At 61.2% G+C, this 19,772-nt stretch carries 14 protein-coding genes and 2 pseudogenes; 3 read left to right on the plus strand and 13 right to left on the minus strand.

The features are described 5' to 3' along the window. Positions 1-188: 188 nt before the first annotated feature. From ACQRBT_RS07315 to ACQRBT_RS07325, 3 genes and pseudogenes are all read left to right on the plus strand, one after another. Positions 189-1,247 (plus strand): annotated as a pseudogene (locus ACQRBT_RS07315) (methyl-accepting chemotaxis protein); the annotation flags it as partial. Positions 1,248-1,391: 144 nt separating this feature from the next. Beyond that, a complete protein-coding gene (locus ACQRBT_RS07320; RefSeq protein WP_412458304.1) occupies positions 1,392-2,105 on the plus strand; it encodes a methyl-accepting chemotaxis protein in 714 nt (237 codons plus the stop codon). Positions 2,106-2,232: 127 nt separating this feature from the next. After that, the gene (locus ACQRBT_RS07325; RefSeq protein WP_412046565.1) at positions 2,233-4,140 is read left to right on the plus strand and encodes a methyl-accepting chemotaxis protein; all 1,908 of its coding nucleotides are present in this window, start codon (positions 2,233-2,235) and stop codon (positions 4,138-4,140) included. Positions 4,141-4,143: 3 nt separating this feature from the next. On the opposite strand, the gene ACQRBT_RS07330 is transcribed toward ACQRBT_RS07325, so the two are convergent. The 13 genes and pseudogenes from ACQRBT_RS07330 to ACQRBT_RS07390 form a co-directional block, all read right to left on the minus strand. Next, positions 4,144-4,878, minus strand: coding sequence for an amino acid ABC transporter ATP-binding protein (locus ACQRBT_RS07330; RefSeq protein ID WP_060754570.1), 735 nt, complete (start codon positions 4,876-4,878; stop codon positions 4,144-4,146). Next, positions 4,871-5,830 (minus strand): amino acid ABC transporter permease, encoded by a 960-nt coding sequence (locus ACQRBT_RS07335; RefSeq protein ID WP_060754571.1) that lies wholly within the window; start codon positions 5,828-5,830, stop codon positions 4,871-4,873. Before ACQRBT_RS07335 ends, ACQRBT_RS07330 begins: the two co-directional genes overlap by 8 nt. A gap of 141 nt (positions 5,831-5,971) precedes the next feature. Continuing rightward, on the minus strand, positions 5,972-6,769 hold the full coding sequence (locus ACQRBT_RS07340) for a transporter substrate-binding domain-containing protein (RefSeq protein WP_198760828.1): 798 nt from the start codon (positions 6,767-6,769) through the stop codon (positions 5,972-5,974). 219 nt (positions 6,770-6,988) lie between these two features. Further along, a complete protein-coding gene (locus ACQRBT_RS07345) occupies positions 6,989-7,789 on the minus strand; it encodes a transporter substrate-binding domain-containing protein (protein ID WP_060754573.1) in 801 nt (266 codons plus the stop codon). Positions 7,790-7,937: 148 nt separating this feature from the next. Further along, positions 7,938-10,546 (minus strand): annotated as a pseudogene (gene mdoH / locus ACQRBT_RS07350) (glucans biosynthesis glucosyltransferase MdoH). Further along, positions 10,539-12,284, minus strand: a complete 1,746-nt coding sequence (locus ACQRBT_RS07355) for a glucan biosynthesis protein G (protein ID WP_090372265.1) — start codon at positions 12,282-12,284, stop codon at positions 10,539-10,541. The pseudogene mdoH and the gene ACQRBT_RS07355 overlap by 8 nt, the downstream one beginning before the upstream one ends. Before the next feature lie 267 nt (positions 12,285-12,551). Continuing rightward, positions 12,552-12,989 carry a D-aminoacyl-tRNA deacylase gene (gene dtd / locus ACQRBT_RS07360; RefSeq protein ID WP_411985303.1) on the minus strand — a complete coding sequence of 146 codons (438 nt, stop codon included), beginning with the start codon at positions 12,987-12,989 and terminating at the stop codon, positions 12,552-12,554. After that, positions 12,986-13,957: a prolyl aminopeptidase gene (gene pip / locus ACQRBT_RS07365; protein ID WP_090367329.1), complete on the minus strand. Its 972-nt coding sequence runs from the start codon at positions 13,955-13,957 to the stop codon at positions 12,986-12,988. The genes dtd and pip overlap by 4 nt, the downstream gene beginning before the upstream one ends. 103 nt (positions 13,958-14,060) lie before the next feature. After that, positions 14,061-14,990, minus strand: a complete 930-nt coding sequence (locus tag ACQRBT_RS07370; protein WP_081087013.1) for an alpha/beta hydrolase — start codon at positions 14,988-14,990, stop codon at positions 14,061-14,063. Between the two features lie 73 nt (positions 14,991-15,063). Beyond that, complete coding sequence (choX, locus tag ACQRBT_RS07375) at positions 15,064-15,999, minus strand: choline ABC transporter substrate-binding protein (protein WP_412046564.1); 936 nt, start codon at positions 15,997-15,999, stop codon at positions 15,064-15,066. A 178-nt stretch (positions 16,000-16,177) separates the two neighbouring features. Then, a complete protein-coding gene (hutG, locus tag ACQRBT_RS07380) occupies positions 16,178-16,978 on the minus strand; it encodes an N-formylglutamate deformylase (RefSeq protein ID WP_104995288.1) in 801 nt (266 codons plus the stop codon). A gap of 11 nt (positions 16,979-16,989) precedes the next feature. Continuing rightward, positions 16,990-18,195 (minus strand): imidazolonepropionase, encoded by a 1,206-nt coding sequence (hutI, locus tag ACQRBT_RS07385; protein ID WP_104995287.1) that lies wholly within the window; start codon positions 18,193-18,195, stop codon positions 16,990-16,992. Positions 18,196-18,210: 15 nt separating this feature from the next. Beyond that, the gene (locus tag ACQRBT_RS07390) at positions 18,211-19,620 is read right to left on the minus strand and encodes an amino acid permease (protein ID WP_412046563.1); all 1,410 of its coding nucleotides are present in this window, start codon (positions 19,618-19,620) and stop codon (positions 18,211-18,213) included. Between the last annotated feature and the right edge of the window lie 152 nt (positions 19,621-19,772).

Here is a 19,772-nt window from a genome sequence, read left to right on the forward strand (position 1 = left end):
GGCGAAGCCGCCCTAACCAAGGACGCCGCGGTGATTCAGAAAGACCGCAGCGCCTGAGTTTGGGGCGGCTTTGCCCCCCAGCGCGGGGCAAGCCCGCTCACTACAAACTCCAGTTTTCCTACAGGTATAGCCCAGCCGGCCGATAGCCTTTGAATAAGTCCAAGCCTTGTTCCAAAGGAGATCGCAGCATGTATCGTTGGTTAGCCGAAAAATTGGGGAATGTGAGCGTCAATCGCAAGCTGGGCGTAGGCTTCGGCTTGGTGTTGATCCTGACGCTACTGATCACCTTCACCGGCTGGACCGGCCTGAGCAACGTGACCAGCCGTGGCGACAAACTTGGCTTTATTTCCAGCCTCAACAGCCTGACCAAAGACCTGCGGCTGGCACGCCTGGACTTCGAGATGCGTCGTGGTGAACAAGGTACGGATGCGGTCAATGGCTTGCTCACGCAGTTGGACAGCGGCCTGAAAACCGCCCTGGATCTGATCGAACAGCCTAACGACAAGGCGCTGGTCGAGCAGCAACTGGAGGCCCTGAATCAATACAAAAAAGCCTTCGCCGCCATGGTCCAGGCCGGTCTGAAGCGTGAAGGCGCCCGCAGCCAGTTGGGCGACACCGCTGACAACGCCGTGGCCAAGATCAATGAAATCGAAAAAGCCCTGCTGCAAGGCGACAGCGTCACCCAGTTCAATAGCGTGGTGGACTTGAGCAAGCTGATCCAGCAATCGCGCTTCCAGGTTCGCGGCTACACCTACAGCGGCAAGACGGAGGCCGAACAGCCGGCCCTGGATGCCATCGACAACGCCCTGAAAAAAATCAACCAACTGCAAGGCCAACTGCCGGAGCCGTATCAGGCCAACCTGCAAGAAGCCGGCGTGTCGCTGCAAGCCTATCGCGCTGCCGTCAGCCAGTATCGCGACGCCCAGGTTGCCAGCGCGGCGGCCATGGCGACCATGAAGGCCCAAGGCGATATCCTGTTGGGTCATAGCGAAAAGCTCACCACCTCGCAAACGGCAGTGCGTGATGCCGACGTCGTACAGGCCAAACAGCTGTTACTGCTGGCCACCGTGCTGGCGCTGATCTTCGGCATCATCGCCGCCATGGCCATCACCCGCCAAATCGTCATCCCACTGAACCAGACGCTTAAAGTCGCAGAGCGCGTAGCCTCGGGCGACCTGAGCCACAACCTGGACTCCATGCGCCAGGATGAACTGGGCCAGTTGCAACGCGCCATGCAAAGCATGACCGTGGGCCTGCGTGAACTGATCGGCGGCATCAGCGACGGCGTCACGCAAATCGCCAGCGCCGCCGAACAACTGTCGGCCGTGACCGAACAAACCAGCGCCGGGGTCAACAGCCAGAAGGTCGAAACCGACCAGGTGGCCACCGCCATGAACGAAATGGCTGCCACCGTGCAGGAGGTGGCGCGCAACGCTGAGGAAGCGTCCGAAGCCGCAGTGGCCGCCGACCAACAGGCGCGTGAAGGTGACAAGGTGGTCAGTGAAGCCATCGACCAGATCGAGCGCCTGGCTACCGAAGTCGGCCATTCCACCACGGCCATGGGCGACCTGAAACGCGAAAGCGACAAGATCGGCAGCGTGCTCGACGTGATCAAGTCGGTCGCCCAGCAAACCAACCTGTTGGCGCTGAACGCGGCAATTGAAGCGGCGCGCGCCGGTGAAGCCGGACGCGGTTTCGCGGTGGTGGCCGATGAAGTGCGCAGCCTGGCCCAACGCACCCAGAAATCCACCGAAGAGATCGAAGAACTGATCGTCGGCCTGCAAAGCGGCACCCAGCAGGTGGCCACTATCCTGGACAACAGCCGTGGCCTGACCGACAGCAGCGTCGAACTGACCCGTCGCGCCGGCAGTGCGTTGGCGAGCATCACCCGCACGGTCTCGACCATCCAGGCGATGAACTCGCAGATCGCTACCGCCGCCGAGCAACAAAGCGCCGTCGCCGAAGAGATCAACCGTAGTGTGCTGAATGTGCGCGACGTGTCGGAGCAAACGTCGTCGGCCAGTGAAGAGACCGCCACCTCCAGCGCAGAACTGGCGCGCCTGGGGATCTACTTGCAGACCTTGGTCGGGCGCTTCCGCGTCTGACCCTTTGCTGCGGCGGTCAATCAAGGCCGCCGCAATTTGTGAAACGTCCTACGCAGTTATCAGCCCGCCAACACCTCGAATCGTTTTAGCGTTTTAACCGAACGCTTTTTCTGATTGGAGGCTCATCATGTTTTCTCGGCTGACCCACGTGCTGGTCAATGCCAGCGTCCGTCTCAAGCTCATCCTGGGATTCGGCCAAGTGCTGATCCTCAGTCTCCTGATCGCCATGACCGGCTGGCAAGCCTTGAACACCGCGCTGTATCACACCAGCAGCCTGACGGTGTTGGGGCGGTTGGCCGTCGACACAGAAGCCATGCGCGCTGATCGTATCGTGTACCGCACCCTGACGGACGCCGACAGCCTGGCCAAGATGGCCACCAGCATCGAACAAATCGACGCACACCTGGCCGACCTTTCAAGCCGCTTGAAAGACCCCGCCGACCTGCAGCGCTTGCAGGAGGCAACGCGCTGGGTCGCGGATTTCAAGGCCGCCCTGGTGCAACTGCCGCCCTTGATCGAACAACGCGAGAGCATTCGCCCCGCGCTCAAAAGAACGGCGCTGCAAGCCAGTGAGACGCTAGTCCAGCTCGCCGGCGCATTACCCGACCCAGAAGACGGCAACGCCCATGGCGCCATCGAGCAGTTGCGCCAGGCCATGGAGCAGGCCGAGGAGCGCGTGCAAAGCCCGGCATGGGCCGCACAATCGTTGCAAGCCTACGCCGAGGCCATTGCCAAGACGCTCGACGCGCTGGAAGTCGCCCAGGCCGCAGTCACCACCTTGCCTGTCGACTCGGCGCAGCTCAAAACCGACCTGGCCACCTATCGCGAGCAACTCACCCGGCTCAAGGACGCGCAGCTCAACACTGAAACCGTGCAAAACCGCTTTGAACAGCAACTCAACCAACTGCGCGAGCAAAACCTTGCGCTGATTGAAGGCCAGAACGCCCAGGGTGATGACGCCGCGAGCCACACACGTTTCCTGCTGATCAGCGTCACCGTGGCGGCCTTGCTGCTTGGCGGCCTGGCCGCGTGGTGGATCGCCCGGCAGATTGCCGTACCGCTACGCGCAGTCCTCACCGCTGCCCATCGCGTCGCCGACGGCGACCTGAGCCACGACCCCCAGACTGATCGCCATGATGAACTGGGCCAATTGCAACAGAGCATTGGGCAAATGACCCGCAACCTGCGCAACCTGATCAGCCGCATCGGCGACAGTGCCCGGCAGATCGCCAGTGCGGCCACCCAATTGTCCGCCGTCACCTTGCAAACCCGCACAGGCGTAAACAACCAGAAAGACGAAACCGACCAGGTGGCCACGGCCATGAATGAAATGCTCGCGACCGCCCAGGAAGTCTCGCGACACGCCGAACAGGCGTCGGCCGCCGCCCAGGAAGCAGCCCAACAGGCCAGCGCCGGAGAACAGGTGGTCGCGCGGGCGGTGGAGCAGATTGGTCACCTGGCGAGTGAAATGGCATTGTCCAGTCGCGCCATGCTCGCCTTGCAGCAGGAGAGCCAGAAGATCGGCAGCGTGCTGGATGTGATCAAATCCGTGTCCCAGCAAACCAACCTGCTGGCGTTGAACGCCGCCATCGAAGCGGCGCGCGCCGGGAGTGCCGGTGAAGGCTTTGCCGTGGTCGCCGATGAGGTACGCAGCCTGGCGCAACGCACCCAGGAATCGGCGGAAGAAATCGAAGGGTTGATCCTGGACCTGAACAAGGGCACCGAGCAGGTGGCGCAGATTCTGGACAGCAGCCGAAACCTGACCGACACCAGCGTCGGCCTGACCCGCGATGCCGGTCAAGCGTTGGCGGCGATTGCGCGCACGGTGTCGATCATCCAGGACATGAACCCGCAGATTGCCGCCGCCGCCGAGCAGCAAAGCGCGGTGGCCGAGGAGATCAATCGCAGTGTGTTGAAGGTGCGGGATGTATCGGAACAGACGGCGACCGCCAGCGAAGAAACGGCGGCCGCCAGTGTTCAGTTGACGCGGCTCAGCCTGGATTTGCAGACGCTGATCGGCAAATTCAGGCTCTGACGCTTACAGGACCTGGCGTAAAAACGCTTGGGCCCGCGGGTCTTTGGGGGCATCGAAGAACTCGGCCGGGGACGCGTCTTCGAGCAACTTGCCGTGATCGAAGAACAGCACGCGGTCGGCGACTTCGCGGGCAAACCCCATCTCGTGGGTGACGCAGACCATGGTCATGCCTTCCAGGGCCAGGGTCTTCATCACGTCGAGCACTTCACCGACCATTTCCGGGTCAAGCGCCGAGGTGGGTTCATCGAACAACATCACCTTGGGCTCCATCGCCAGGGCACGAGCGATCGCGACGCGCTGCTGTTGGCCGCCGGACAACCGTGATGGAAACTCGTTGGCCTTTTGCGCAATACCGACTTTTTCCAGCAGCGCCAGGGCCTTGGCCTCGCGCTCTTTCTTGGCGCGCTTGCGTACGACTTTTTGCGCCAGGCAGAGGTTTTCCAGCACGGTCATGTGAGGGAACAGGTTGAAGTGCTGGAACACCATGCCGACTTCACGCCGATAGGCGTTCACATCGGTTTTCGGGTCAGCCAGCTGCAGGCCGTCGATGCTCACCGAGCCCGAATCGAACGTTTCCAGGCCATTGAGACAGCGCAGGAAGGTGGACTTGCCGGAGCCCGACGGGCCGATCACCACCAGCACTTCGCCCTTGGCCACTTGGGTGGTCACGTGGTCCACCGCGCGCACGACCTGACCACGGGTATCGAAGACTTTTACCAGATCGCGGACTTCAATCACTTTGCGCGAGCCTCCGCTCAAGCCGGCTGGCCATTTTCGACAGCGGCAGGTTGATCAGCAGGTACAAGCCTGCCACACAGAACAGGATTTCAAATGGCGAGAACGAGGTGGTGATCACCTCCCGGCCGCTTTTGAGCAATTCGGTAATCGCAATCACCGACACCAGCGAGGTGTCCTTCACCAGGCTGATAAACTGCCCGGCCAGGGGCGGCAACACGCGCTTGAAGGCTTGCGGCAATACCACATGCCGCATCGACTGGCTGACACTCAACCCCAGGGAGCGCGCAGCTTCGTTCTGGCCGCGGGCGATGGATTGCACACCCGCACGAACGATTTCCGCCACATAGGCGCCGGTAAACAGTGACAACGCAGCCACCCCGGCGAACTCCCGGGACAGGTTGAGCACGGTGCCGATGAAGAAATAGAAAATGAAGATCTGCACCAACAACGGCGTTCCGCGCACCAGTTCGACGTAGATCGTCGACAGATCGCGCAACGTCGGGTTGCTGGAGAGACGGCACAAGCCGGTCGCCAAGCCGATCGCCAACCCGAGCACCCCGGACACCACCGATAACCACAAGGTGGTCCACAAGCCCCACATCAGCGGGCCCAACGCCCAATGGCGGGTCACGCCGACCACATCGCCTTCGGCCACGTCATCGCCGCGCGCCACTTGCAGGCTGTTGTCGGCCACGCTCAGCTTCTGCTCCACACCCGCGTCGTTGCGCAGGGTGACTTCAGCCACATCGCCCTTGCGCACCAGTTCAACGACGGTGGAGATATCGGCGGCACGCTGGGAGGTCTCGGCCTGGTAGGCGAAGTACTGCGGTACGCGGTTCCAGCGCCACTCGTAGGACATCAGCGAAGTGGCGTAGTACAAGGCGCCAGCCAGGCCGACCAGCACGACCACGGTCAGCAGGTGCCAGGGCCATTGGGCTTTTTTCTGTTTCATTTCACTTTCCGGGATATGTGTCGCCTGTGAGACCGCCTTCGCGAGCAAGCCCGCTCCCACACTCGACCGCATGCTCATGCTGGAACTCGGTCAAATGTGGGAGCGGGCTTGCTCGCGAAGGACGCGACTCGGTCTTAAGCCTTATTCCATGTCCTTGAGCCACTCGGAGCTCTTGAACCACTTGTCATGGATACGATCGTAGGTGCCGTCGTTGCGGATCTGGTGCAGGAAGTTGTTGATGTAGTTCAGGCTGTCGTAATCGCCTTTCTTCAAACCGAACGCCAAGGGTTCGAACGTGAACGGTTCTTCCAGGAACACCAGCTTGCCGTTACCGACTTTTTTCTCGGCGACCACGTTGTAAGGCGCGTCATACACAAAGGCATCGGCCTTGCCGTTGACCACGTCCAGTACGCCTTCCTGCTCATTGTCATAGCCATGGTATTTGGCTTTGGAAATCAGTTTTTTGGCGACCATCTCACCGGTGGTGCCGAGCTTGGAGGTCAGGCGGAACTTCTCGTCGTTCAGGTCTTTGTAGGACTTGATGGTGCCTTCCAGGTCTTTACGTATCAGCAGGGTCTGGCCGACGACGATGAAGGGTTCGCTGAAGTTCAGGCGCAGGTTACGTTCCTGGGTCAGGGTCATGCCGCTGCCGATCATGTCGAATTTACCGGTCAGGAACGCCGGGATGATCCCGTCATACCCAGTGGAGACCAGGTCCAGCTTGACGCCCATGGACTTGGCCAGCGCCTTGAGGATGTCGACTTCGAAGCCGATGATTTCACCGCGTTTGTCTGTCATTTCGAACGGCATGTAGGTCGGGTCCATGCCGACTTTGAGCGTGCCGCGCTTGACCGCATCATCGATGGCACCGGCCTGGGCCGCAGTGGCGGCGACCAATGCCGTGACGCCGAGCATCAGCATCGAAAGATACTTTTTCATCATCAAGTCCCCTGGACGGTTCTTATAAGAGCGGCGCGCAAAAGGGCTGCACCATTTCGGGGTGCGATCCTAACCCACTCGTTGCCCGTCACAAAGGTTTCACGGGTAAATGTTATCGGCGTATGTCGGAAATGCCCCACATGGGTGCAGCGAAGCATGGGCGTAGACACATTGCCCTCGTCACTCGTCCATTGGGTTATGTGTAAACAGTTATGACTTTCAGTCGATTTCCGCCATCCAGGCAGTGTCCTTGAACCACTTGTCGTGCAGGCGATCGTAGGTCCCGTCCTGGGCCACCTGATTGAGGAAGTGGTTGATCCAGTTGAGGCTATCGTAGTCGCCCTTCTTCAGGCCGAAGGCCAGCGGTTCGAAGGTGAAGGGTTGTTCGAGCACCAGCAACGCACTGTTCTCGGGGCGGGTCATTGCAATCAGGTTGTAGGGTGCATCGTGCACAAAGGCATCCGCCTTGCCCTCCACGACCTGACGCACACCTTCTTCAGGGGTTGCGAAACTGCTCAGGCGCGCCGCGCCCAGGAAGCGCTGCGCCGCCGCCAGCCCGGTGGTGCCTGCAGTGGCGGCGACGCGGTACTCGGCACTGTCCAGGTCTTCAATACTGGAAACCCTACCGGCCAGGCTTGGGTGCAGCAGGATGGTTTGGCCGACCACGATAAAGGAGTCGCTGAAATTCAGTTTCAGGTTGCGCTCCTGGGTCACCGTCATGCCACTGCCGATCAGGTCAAACTGCCTGGTCATCAGGCCAGGCAGCAACTCGGTATAGGGCACCGCCACCAACTCGAGCTCGACCCCCAATGCACGGCTCATGGTCTGCAGAAGGTCGATCTCGAAGCCGACGATGCGCCCCTGCTTATCCGTCATTTCAAAGGGGATGTAGGTGGGCGTCGTGCCGACCCTCAGCACTCCCCGTCGAACCGCATCATCGAGGGCACCGGCATTCAACCAACCTGCGTAGATGCCTGCGACAACGCCGATCAGCCATGCTGAACCGTACCTCTTGAACATGAATACCCCCGTGGCAAGTCAAATCTGGGGGGCGATGCTACCCCAGCCACAGGCACGGCAATACGCCTCGAATCGAGGTCTTTTGTTTCGAAATAACAAGGAGTTAGAACAAAAAGGAAGAGACGCGAAACGCCGTAGGACCAGCGTTTCAAGCGCCCCCGAAGTGAGCCTTCGGGGGCGTCTGAATCAGGCCGGTTGGGCCTGGGACGACAGCGGTTGCAGCGGCAGCAACGGCGCGTGCGGATCAGCCTTGATCGAGGCACGCCAAGCACCCAGCCATTCGGCGTGACCTTCACTCCAGACCTGCTGGTGCAGGCGGGCCAGGGCTACCGGATCGCTGAGCAGGGCCAGGCGTTCAGCGTTGTTGAGTGCGGCCGGGCCGACTTTCAACGCATGCCGCACCCGCTCGGCACGCAGGTGCTCGATCGGCTCTGCCTGACGGTGGCGCGAAGTCGCCAGGGCGCAGGCCAGGGCGTTCTGCTGCGGGTCGACCACCGAGCGTACAAACCCGTCATGCAGGGCGTGCCAACGGTTTTCGTGGGTGTACTGCTCGGTCGACAACAGCGCTTGCGGCGGGTTGTACTCCTCGGGGATCAGGAACAGGCTCTCGTCGCGGGACTTGAGGCCCAACTTGACCCGGCTGGAGATCACCGACACCGGGATCGACAACATCAGCGAGCCGACGATCGGGGTCAGCCACCACAGGAAGCTTGGGTTCAACCACACCACCAACAAGGCCCACAAAAAGCCCAGCACGGTTTGCGGACCGTGGCGCTTGACGGCCTCGCTCCATGGCGTGGAATCGTCGTCACGTTGCGGCGAATTCCAGGTCGCAGCCCAACCGAGGAACGCGGCCAGTACGAAGCGGGTGTGGAAGATCATCCGCACCGGCGCCAGCAGCATGGAGAACAGCATCTCCAGCAGCATCGACAGCGTCACCTTGAACTTGCCACCGAACTCTTTCGCGCCCTTGGCCCAGATCAGGATGATGCTCAGCAGTTTAGGCAGGAACAGCAGCACGATGGTGGTGGAGAACAGCGCCACCGCCTTGTCCGGATGCCATTGCGGCCACAGCGGGTACAACTGGCGCGGCGCCATGAAGTACTGCGGCTCCATCAGGGTATTGACCGCCAGCAGCGCGGTCGACAACACCAGGAAGAAGAACCACAACGGCGCCGACAGGTAGGACATCACGCCGGTGAGGAACACCGCACGGTGCACCGGGTGCATGCCCTTGACCAGGAACAGGCGGAAGTTCATCAGGTTGCCGTGGCACCAGCGCCGGTCACGCTTGAGTTCATCCAGCAGGTTGGGCGGCAGTTCTTCGTAGCTGCCCGGCAAATCGTAGGCGATCCACACGCCCCAGCCGGCACGGCGCATCAGCGCAGCTTCGACGAAGTCGTGGGACAGAATCGCACCGGCGAATGCGCCTTTGCCTGGCAACGGCGCCAAGGCGCAGTGCTCGATGAACGGCTTCATGCGGATGATTGCGTTGTGGCCCCAGTAGTGGGATTCACCCAACTGCCAGAAGTGCAGGCCGGCAGTAAACAACGGGCCGTACACGCGGGTGGCGAACTGCTGCATGCGCGCATACAGCGTGTCCATGCCCGACGCACGCGGCGCGGTCTGGATAATCCCCGCGTCCGGCGTGGCTTCCATCAGGCGTACCAGGCTGGTCAGGCATTCGCCGCTCATCACGCTGTCGGCGTCGAGCACCACCATGTACTTGTAGTCACCGCCCCAGCGACGGCAGAAGTCGTCGAGGTTGCCGCTTTTACGCTTAACGCGGCGGCGACGACGGCGGTAGAAGATCTTGCCGAAGCCACCGGCTTCGCGGCACACGTCCAGCCAGGCCTGTTGTTCGGCGATGCAGATATCGGCGTCGTTACTGTCGCTGAGCACGAAGAAATCGAAGCGGTCCAGGTCGCCCGTGGCGGCCACCGACTCGAAGGTAGCGCGCAAACCGGCAAATACCCGGGGCACGTCTTCGTTGCAGATCGGCATGACCAGCGCGGTACGGGCGTCCTTCGGAATCGGCTCGTCACCGGCACTTTTACCGGAGATGCGGTATTTATCGTGCCCCGTAAGCAGTTCCAGGAAGCCCATCAGCGCAGTCCAGAAACCCGCCGAGACCCAGCAGAACAAGATCCCGAACATGATCAGGATGCTGGTTTGCAGGGCGTAAGGCAGTACCTGCGTGGCGGTTTGCAGCAGGGTCTGGTTGCGGATCTCGTCGAAGTCGACCAGCGACCAGCCCTGGTACGGCATGATGCCTTTCATGTACCAGCCGGCCACGATGGTCTGGCCAAGCATCAAGATCAGCAGGATATAGCGGCGGATCGAACCGACGGTACGCCAGCGCGCAGCGGGCAATACACGCTCGTCTTTCGGCGGCTTGGGTGGGTTGGTGCGACCGGTCAACCGGCGCCAGCCACGCACCAGGATGTTGGTACGCCATGGCTCGGGCACCACCTTGGTCCGACGGATCGGCGGCGTGGCCTTCAGGCTGACCCGGCCGCTGGCGTCGAGCGCGAGCATTTCGGCGTCTTGCAGTTCCTCGGCGGTGCTGAGGGTCAAGCGCGTGCCAACCGACGCCTGGGCGGCGTCGGTCGGTGCGTCGAACGTCTTCGACGACAGGCGTTCGTGCAATTCGCTGAAGGAGGTGCAGCCCGCCAGTTCGGCGCGCTGCTCGGCAGTCAACGGGAGATGCGCCAGGTACTCGGACAGAGTTTCTGGTTTGGCTTGTGAATTACTCATCGGCAGGCAACTGGTAGCTCCAGGTCTCGGTCAGGACTTGTTCGGTCTTGGCCGGCTCTGGGGTGGCAGGGGCAGCTTCGGGCTGTTTGGCTTCCTTGTCCTTCGCGTCCTTGGCGTCTTTCTTGGCCTGTTTCTCGTGCTGCTTGGCCAGGACCTTGTCGGCCTTGAGCACGTGGCTCGAGTCCTGCTCAGGCGCCGGCGGAGGAACGTCCTGCACCAGCGCCGCACGCATTTCGGTCGGCTTGCCTGCGTCCTTGATCTTCATTCGCAGGGTCAGGCGCCAGCCTTTGGTGTGCTCGTTGTAACGCACGCTGTTTTCAACCAGTTCGGCGTTGTCGCCGACACTCACCTGGCTGCGTACCGGGGCGTCCGCAGGCAGTGCCTTGAGGGACGGGCCTTCGAAGTCCACCAGGTAGGCCACGCTGCCGTCAGGCTGGCGAATCAGGTTCGACTGCTTCACGTCACCGGTGGAACGCAGGGTCTGCTTGACCCAGGCGCTATCGCTCGGGTGCAGGGCTTTCTCGTCCATGGTCCAGTGCAGGCGGTAGGAAACGTCCAGCGGCTGGCCGACTTCAGGCAGGTTTTCCGGGCTCCAGAAGGCAACGATATTGTCGTTGGTTTCATCGGCGGTTGGAATTTCCACCAGGCTGACGGTGCCTTTGCCCCAGTCGCCTTCGGGCTCGATCCAGGCGCTTGGGCGCTTGTCGTAGTTGTCGTCCAGGTCTTCGTAGTGGCTGAAGTCGCGACCGCGTTGCAGCAGGCCGAAACCTTTCGGGTTTTCCACGGCGAAGCTGCTGACCGACAGGTGTTTAGGGTTGTTCAGCGGGCGCCAGATCCACTCGCCGTTACCGGCATGGATCGACAGGCCGCTGGAGTCGTGCAGCTCACGACGGTAGTTGAGCACCTTGGACGGCTGGTTGGCGCCGAACAGGTACATGCTGGTCAGCGGGGCAACGCCCAGCTTGCTGACCTTGTCGCGCAGGAACATCTGGGACTTGACGTCGACAATGGTATCGGCGCCCGGACGCAGGGTCAGGCGATACGCGCCGGTGGCCCGTGGAGAGTCGAGCAAGGCAAAGATCACCAGTTGTTTCTCGCCCGGTTTCGGACGCTCGATCCAGAACTCGGTGAAACGCGGGAACTCCTCGCCGGACGGCAAGGCAGTGTCGATCGCCATGCCACGAGCGGACAAGCCATACGTCTGCCCCTTGCCGACAACGCGGAAATAGCTCGCGCCCAGCATGGTCATGATTTCGTCTTGCTTGTCGGCTTTGTTGATCGGGTACAGCACACGGAAACCGGCATAACCCAGCTGTTCGGTGGCTTTAGGGTCAAACTTCACGTCGCCGAAATCGAAACGAGTCGGGTCGTACTTGATTTCCTGGACGCTGTCGGCGGTCACTTCGTTGATTTTCACCGGTGTATCGAAATGCATACCCTGGTGATAGAAGGACAGTTTGAACGGGGTGTTCTGATCAGCCCACTCGGCTTTTTCGTTGCGGAAACGAATCTTCTGGTAGTCAGCGAATTTCATTTCGCGGAATTCGTTTGGCAAATTGCTGCGCGGAGCTTCGTATTTTTGCCCGGCCAGCTCTTTTGCCTTGGCCGACACATCATCCAGACTGAATGCCCACAGTTGACCCGCGCCGAACAGGCAAAACAGGGCAGAGCCCGTCACCAGTGCGTTTCGTAACCGTTTGGCAGACAATTTTGGTGCATTACAGGGACTAACAATCACGAGCAACCCTCGCCGAAAACAGATCAAAAAACCAACGGCCAGCTATCTATATGCCAGGTTGGCGAGCATTGTTCCGACTCCCCTGGGTCAAAATGATTCCCCAAAAGGCTATCGGACAAGTCTCTACCTAAGTCAAAAATGGACCAAACAACGCTGATCCCCGTAGCGCGCGATTATCTAGTAGCCCGCGAAACAACGCATCAGGGACAACGAAGTATTTGTAGTGAAACCCTGCGTTTTTAGGCATTAAAGTCGTTTTTAATACATTCATGTCTGTAAGAGGAAGGTCACAGGGCCATCATTGACCAAATGCACCTGCATATCAGCGCCAAAACGCCCTGACGCTACCTTGCCATGCAATTGTTGCGCTTGTAACAGCAAGTGTTCAAAAAGCGCCGCTCCCAGCGCCGGAGGGGCCGCCGTGGAGAAGCTCGGCCGCAGCCCGCTCTTGGTATCCGCTGCCAGGGTGAATTGCGACACCAGCAGCAAACCACCGTCGATGTCCTTCAAAGACAAGTTCATCTTGCCCTCATCATCGCCGAACACTCGATAGTTAAGCAGCTTGTGCAAAAGTTTGTCGGCGCTCTCGGGCGTATCTGAAGGCTCGACGGCGACCAGCACCAGTAAACCCTGGTCGATCGCCCCTACGACATCGCCCGCCACCTCGACCCGGGCGCCGCGCACCCGTTGCAACAAGCCCTTCATGCTTCTTCAGGCGGCAAGTCAAGCAGGTTGCGGGCCATTTCCCCGGTGGCACGCACCAAAGCATCGGTGATGCCGGGTTCGGATGCGGCATGGCCAGCCTCGCGAATAACCTGCAGCTCACTGTTGGGCCACGCCTGATGCAGCTCCCAGGCGTTATCCAGTGGGCAGATCATATCGTAGCGGCCATGGATGATTACGCCAGGCAGATGGGCGATCTTGTGCATGTCGCGAATCAGCTGGTCGGGCTCGAGGAATGAGTTGTTAGTGAAGTAATGGCACTCGATGCGAGCGATGGACAGCGCACGCTGCGGCTCGGCAAACCGCTCCACCTGCGCAGGGTTGGGGCACAGGCCCAGCATGCGCCCTTCCCAGGTCGACCACGCCTTGGCCGCGTGCATCTGGGCGATCTGGTCGTTGCCGGTCAGGCGCTTGTGGTAGGCGCCGAGCAGATCATGGCGCTCATCCTGCGGGATAGGCGCGAGGTAATCCTGCCAGTAATCCGGGAACATGCGGCTGGCGCCCTCCTGGTAGAACCAGTGGATGTCCTTGGGACGAGCCAGGAAAATGCCGCGCACAATCAGGCCATGCACGCGCTCCGGATGGGTTTGCGCGTAGGCCAGGGCCAGGGTCGAGCCCCAGGAGCCACCGAACAGCACCCATTTATCGATGCCCAGGTGTTCGCGGATGCGCTCCATGTCGGCGACCAGATCCCAGGTGGTGTTGTTTTCCAGGTTGGCGCGAGGAGTGGAGCGCCCGCAGCCGCGCTGGTCGAAGGTGACGATGCGGTACAGGTTCGGATCAAAGTAGCAGCGGCTGTTGGCGTCGCAACCGGCACCGGGGCCACCATGGATGAAAATAACCGGCAAGCCTTCGGGAGAGCCACTTTCATCGACATACAGCGTGTGGACGTCATCGACAGCCAGATCGTGCCGGGCGTAGGGTTTGATCTGCGGGTACCAAGTCTGCATTGCGCGCTCCGTAGGGTGTCGGGTTCATCCCTGGGGGGACGTCTATTATTTTGCCGTCTGGCATCATAAACCCGAATTGTGCAATGAGCATGTCCTTGAGCAATTAGACCTGTGTCAGCACTTCGCTCCTCAGGAACTGCAGCAGATAGTCATACAGCCGATCCACCTCCGGCACTTGGCCGCGTGCGCGCAAACAGCCATGGATCAGACCTTTGCCCGGGTACAGCACGGCATTGACACCCGCCGCTTGCAAGCGCTCGGCATACAACATGCCGTCGTCGCGTAGCGGGTCGAATTGGGCCACCACGACCAGGGCGCTGGGCAAACGGCGCAAATCCTCGGCCAACAGCGGCATGGCATAAGCCGATGGCTTGCCTGCACCTTGCAGGTACAGCCGCGCGTAATAATCGGTGTCGTCGGTGCTGAGCAGCGGCGCGTCCCTGCAATCACGACGCGACGGCAAATCGGCCGGGCCACCCAAGCCTGGGTAAATCAGCACCTGAGCCTTGGGCAACGCTTGGCCAGCATCCCGCAGACCCTGGCACAACGCCGCTGCCAGGTTGCCGCCGGCACTGTCGCCGATCACCACCAGACGTTGCAGGTTGATAGCGTGGGGCGCCTGCCCTGCCTGGACGGCCTGCCACACGTCGCGGCAATCGTCATAAGCTGCCGGGAACGGATGCTCCGGCGCCAAGCGGTAGTCGATGGCGATGACCAGCACTTGCAGCGTGCTGGCCAGTTCGAAGCAGATGAAATCATGGGAATCCAACCCACCGACGACCCAGCCACCGCCATGTATATAAAAAAGACATGGCCAGCCATCAGGTGGAGTGGACGCAGCCGGCAGATAACTGCGCACGCGCACGCCGGCCAGGGTGAAGTCACCGACCTGCAAGCCCGCTGGTTTCGGCGGGGTGAATGCCTGGCACATGCGGTCGTAGTTCTGGCGCAAACTGGCCAGGGATGAGTCGTCACTGGTGAAAGATTCGGTTTTGGCGATGAAAGCAGCAAGCTGCGGAGAAATTGGATACATGCGCGCATATCCTTAGCAATGAAGATCAAACTGTGGGAGCAACCTTGCTCCCACATTTGGATTTGTGATTGCCTCAGGGCTTGAGGCTGGCCTGAACCGCCGCCGTGCCATCACTGCCATCAAACGCTTGAACCCCGGCCAGCCAGCGCTGCAAATCCTCGGGGTGATCACGCAGCCACTGCCTGGCCACATCCTGGGGCGACTGGCGTTCCATGATCGGTACCATCAACTGGCTTTCCTGGGCGGCAGTGAAGGTCAGGTTTTCCAGCAGCCGGTTCGCATTGGGGCAGCGCTCGGCGAAGTCCGGCGCGGTGACGGTGGAGACCGTGGCGCGGCCTTCGTCAGGGCCAAACACATCGTCACTGCCGGTAAGGTAGGTCATCTTCATATTGATGTTCATCGGGTGCGGGGTCCAACCCACAAACACCACGAACTCCTTGCGATTCACTGCGCGCTGCACCGCCGCCAGCATGCCGGCCTTCCCCGAAGCGACCAGTTTGAAACCGCCGAGGCCGAAGTGGTCGGTGTCGATCATCTTCTGGATATCGGTGTTGGCCCCGCTGCCGGGCTCGATGCCATAGATCTTGCCGCCCAGCTTGTCCTTGAAGCGGGTGATATCGGCGAAGGTTTTCAGGCCCGCATCCGCAACGTATTGCGGCACGGCCAGGGTCGCCTGGGCGTCGGCGAGGCTGGGTTTGTCGAACACCTTGACCTGCTTGGCCGCCAGGAACGGCGCGATGTTGTTGTCCATCGCCGGCTTCCAGTAACCCAGGAAGATATCCAGGCGCTTGTCGCGAATCCCGGCAAAGATGATCTGCTGCACGGCGCTGGTCTGCTTGCTGTCGTAGCCCAGGCCGTTGAGCAATACGTCGGCCATGCCGGAGGTGGCGATCACATCGGTCCAGCTGACCACGCCCATACGGATGTTTTTGCAGGAACTTGGCTCGGCGGCCATGGCATTCGCGCTGAGCAGCATGGCGCCAGTGAGGGACAACAACAGTTTTTTCATGGATGCGGGCTCACTCGGCTGTTTTTATTCAACAACCTTACCCAGCAGGGATTCGCTCAACACGAACGGTGGCGACCGACAGTTGCACTGTGGCGACTGTACACGCGTCATCGGGGGCAAGCCCCCTCCCACCTTTGATCGGGTTCACACAGCTAGGGGCATTGCTCCCGATGACAGTTCAGCCGTAGCGCTTTTGCCCCCAGGCCAAAAACGCCTCCAGCAACTGCTTCAACACCACGCGTGTCGGCTCGGCCAGGTCCGCGCGATAACGGAACGGTTCGAACTCTTCCATATAAGTGCACTGCCCCAACTCCAGCTGCACGGCATGGATGTCCTGGGCCGGGTTACCGTAGTGCCGGGTGATGTGCCCGCCCTTGAAGCGCCCGTTCAGCACATGGGTGTACTGCGGATGGCTGGCGCAGATAGCCTCGAGCTGACTGGCCAACTCCGGGTCGCAGGCGGCGCCGTTGAACGTGCCGAGGTTGAAGTCCGGCAATTTCCCGTCGAACAGGTGCGGGATGACCGAACGGATCGAGTGCGCATCGAACAGCAAGGCATAGCCGAACTCGGCCTTGAGCCGGGCCAGTTCCTCTTGCAGCGTGCGGTGATACGGCCCCCAGACCTTTTGCAGGTAGCTGGCGCGTTCGCTCTCGTCGGGTTCCAGCCCTTCACGGAACAACGGCACGCCGTCGAACAAGGTCGCCGGGTACAGGCCGGTGGTTGCACCGACATACAACGGCTTATCGTCAGACGGGCGGTTAAGGTCGATCACAAACCGCGAGTACTCGGCCGCCAGGGTGCTGGCGCCCAGTTCTTCGGCAAAGTCATACAACGTAGGGATGTGCCAGTCGGTGTCCGGCAGGCTTTGCGCCTCGGGGATCAAGCCGGCTTCGACGGCCGGCGTCAGGCGCACACCGGCGTGGGGCATGCTGATCAACAGCGGTACACGGCCTTGTTTGAATGTCAGAACCTTATCCACAACAACACTCCTCAAACAGTGACGTCGACGCCATGGCGCACAACGCGTTTATCCAGCTCGCCACCCAGCCAGTAGGCCAGGTCGGCGGGACGATCGATCTGCCATGCGACAAAGTCCGCAACCTTGCCCACTTCCAGCGAACCATGGGTGTCCCCCATCCCCAGGGCAGTGGCCGCATGTTGGGTGGCGCCGGCCAGGGCTTCTTCCGGGGTCATGCGGAACAGGGTGCAGGCCATGTTCAGCATCAGGCGCACCGACAGCGCGGGCGAAGTGCCGGGGTTGAGGTCGCTGGCGATGGCGATCTTCACCCCGTGTTTGCGCAGGGCGTCCATCGGCGGCAGTTGGGTTTCGCGCAGGAAGTAGAACGCGCCCGGCAGCAAGACGGCGACGGTGCCGGAGGCGGCCATGGCGATGGCGTCGGCTTCGGTCATGAATTCCAGATGGTCCGCCGACAACGCGTGATAGCGCGCCGCCAGGCTGGAGCCATGCAACGATGACAGTTGCTCGGCGTGCAGCTTCACCGGCAGGCCCAGTTGCTGGGCGACTTGGAAGACACGCTCCACCTGCTCCGGGGAAAACGCCAGGTATTCGCAGAAGGCATCCACCGCATCCACCAGCCCTTCGGCTGCCAGGGCGGGCAGCATCTCGGTACAGATGTGTTCGATGTAAGCGTCGGCGCGATCCTTGTATTCCGGCGGCAATGCGTGGGCAGCCAGGCATGTCGCACGCACGCTGACCGGGAGAGCTTCGCCGAGGCGCCGCGCAACCCGCAGCATCTTGCGTTCGTTGGCCAGGTCCAGGCCGTAACCGGACTTGATCTCGACCGTGGTCACGCCGTCACGCAACAAACTGCGCAGGCGCTTGCGGCTGCTTTCGAACAGTTCGTCTTCGGTGGCGGCACGGGTGGCGCGCACGGTGCTGGCAATACCGCCACCCTTGGCCGCGATTTCGGCATAGCTGACGCCTTCCAGGCGCTGCTCGAATTCGCCGCTGCGATTGCCGCCGAACACCGTGTGGGTGTGGCAGTCGATCAGCCCGGGGGTAACCCACGCGCCTTGCAGGTCATGCACCTGGGCGTAGTCCGCCGTCGGCGCCTGGCTGCGGGGGCCGATCCACTCGATGAGCGAACCTGCGGTGACCATGGCGGCATCCTCGATGATCGAGTACTTGCCATGAGCCATGGTTGCGACGTGGCAGTGTTGCCAAAGCGTTTTCATCAACGCCTCCCTAAGTTAACGATGAGACAGAACCGACTCGTAATGGACCTTGGCCGCTTGTCCGGCAGCAGGCTTGACCCACAGCAGGTAAGCCACCACCAACAACACGATCCATACAGCCCCGACCAGCAAAGCGGCCTGGGTGTCCGGGAAGTACCCCAGCACACCAAACACGAACAGCATGAAGACGATGGCCGCAGCCGGCGCATAGGGCCAGAACGGCACCGGGAATTTCAACTCGGCCACTTGCTCCCGGGTCATGGAACGGCGCATGGCCACCTGGGTGAACAGGATCATCAGCCACACCCACACGGTGGCAAACGTGGCAATCGAGGCGATCAGCAGGAACACGTTTTCCGGGATCAGGTAGTTGAGCACCACGCCGCCGAGCAACGCCGCGCCCATCACCACCACGGTCATCCACGGCACGCCCTGCCGGGACAACCGGGCAAAACCCTTGGGCGCCTGCCCTTGCTGGGCCAGGCCGTACATCATGCGACCGGCGCCGAAGATGTCACTGTTGATGGCCGATACCGCCGCCGAAATCACCACGATATTAAGCAGGGTCGCTGCCGAGCCGATGCCGAGGTTGCTGAATATCTGCACAAACGGACTGCCCTGGCTGCCGATCTGCGGCCATGGGTAGATCGCCATCAATACCAACAACGTCAGCACGTAGAACAACAGGATGCGCAACGGCACGGCGTTGATCGCCTTGGGGATCACGCGTTGCGGGTCTTTGGCTTCACCGGCGGTGATGCCGATGATTTCAATGCCACCGAAGGCGAACATCACCACCGCGAACGAGGCGATCAAGCCACCGACGCCGTTAGGCATAAAACCGCCATGGGCCCAGAGGTTGCTCAGGCCACTGGCCTGGGTTTCACCGGCCGAGTGAATGCCGAACAGCATGATGCCCAAGCCGCCGAGGATCATCGCGACAATGGCGCTGACCTTGAGCAGCGACAGCCAGAACTCCATCTCGCCAAAGACTTTGACGTTGCACAGGTTCAGGCCGCCGATCAGAAACACGATGCCCAGCACCCAGACCCAGCGCGCAACTTCCGGAAACCAGAAGCCCATATAGATGCCGAAGGCGGTGACGTCGGCGAGGCAGACGATGATCATTTCAAACGCGTAGGTCCAACCGAGGATGAAGCCGGCCATAGGCCCCAGGTAGGTACTGGCGTATTGGCCAAAAGAACCGGCCACCGGGTTGTGCACCGCCATCTCGCCGAGGGCGCGCATTACCATGAACACGGCGGCGCCGCCGATCAGGTAGGCCAGAAGCACGGCAGGACCGGCCATCTGGATGGCCGAGGCGGAGCCGTAGAACAACCCGGTGCCGATGGCCGAGCCGAGTGCCATGAAGCGAATATGTCGAGCTGAAAGCCCGCGTTTCAAACCCTTTTCTTGCTGGTGCATTTCTCTTCCCTAATTATTGTTATCCCGAGAAAAACCGAGCCTGTAGTGAGCGGGCTTGCCCCGCGCTGGGCGGCGAAGCCGCCCCGATACCAGGCACCTCGGTCTATCTGAAGAACCGCGGCGCCCTTGTTGGGGCGGCTTCGCCACCCAGC

Origin of the sequence: Pseudomonas sp. R19M (assembly GCF_050312585.1) — a bacterium.
In the GTDB taxonomy this organism is placed as follows: Bacteria; Pseudomonadota; Gammaproteobacteria; order Pseudomonadales; family Pseudomonadaceae; genus Aquipseudomonas; species Aquipseudomonas palleroniana.

Excerpts from the sequence above, each read along its gene's own strand:
- choX (WP_412046564.1), bottom strand. The coding sequence starts at position 15,999 with ATGAAAAAACTGTTGTTGTCCCTCACTGGCGCCATGCTGCTCAGCGCG.
- ACQRBT_RS07320 (WP_412458304.1), top strand. The coding sequence starts at position 1,392 with ATGAACGAAATGGCTGCCACCGTGCAGGAGGTGGCGCGCAACGCTGAG.
- ACQRBT_RS07340 (WP_198760828.1), bottom strand. The coding sequence starts at position 6,769 with ATGAAAAAGTATCTTTCGATGCTGATGCTCGGCGTCACGGCATTGGTC.
- ACQRBT_RS07335 (WP_060754571.1), bottom strand. The coding sequence starts at position 5,830 with ATGAAACAGAAAAAAGCCCAATGGCCCTGGCACCTGCTGACCGTGGTC.
- ACQRBT_RS07390 (WP_412046563.1), bottom strand. The coding sequence starts at position 19,620 with ATGCACCAGCAAGAAAAGGGTTTGAAACGCGGGCTTTCAGCTCGACAT.
- dtd (WP_411985303.1), bottom strand. The coding sequence starts at position 12,989 with ATGAAGGGCTTGTTGCAACGGGTGCGCGGCGCCCGGGTCGAGGTGGCG.
- ACQRBT_RS07345 (WP_060754573.1), bottom strand. The coding sequence starts at position 7,789 with ATGTTCAAGAGGTACGGTTCAGCATGGCTGATCGGCGTTGTCGCAGGC.
- ACQRBT_RS07370 (WP_081087013.1), bottom strand. The coding sequence starts at position 14,990 with ATGTATCCAATTTCTCCGCAGCTTGCTGCTTTCATCGCCAAAACCGAA.
- hutI (WP_104995287.1), bottom strand. The coding sequence starts at position 18,195 with ATGAAAACGCTTTGGCAACACTGCCACGTCGCAACCATGGCTCATGGC.
- pip (WP_090367329.1), bottom strand. The coding sequence starts at position 13,957 with ATGCAGACTTGGTACCCGCAGATCAAACCCTACGCCCGGCACGATCTG.
- ACQRBT_RS07325 (WP_412046565.1), top strand. The coding sequence starts at position 2,233 with ATGTTTTCTCGGCTGACCCACGTGCTGGTCAATGCCAGCGTCCGTCTC.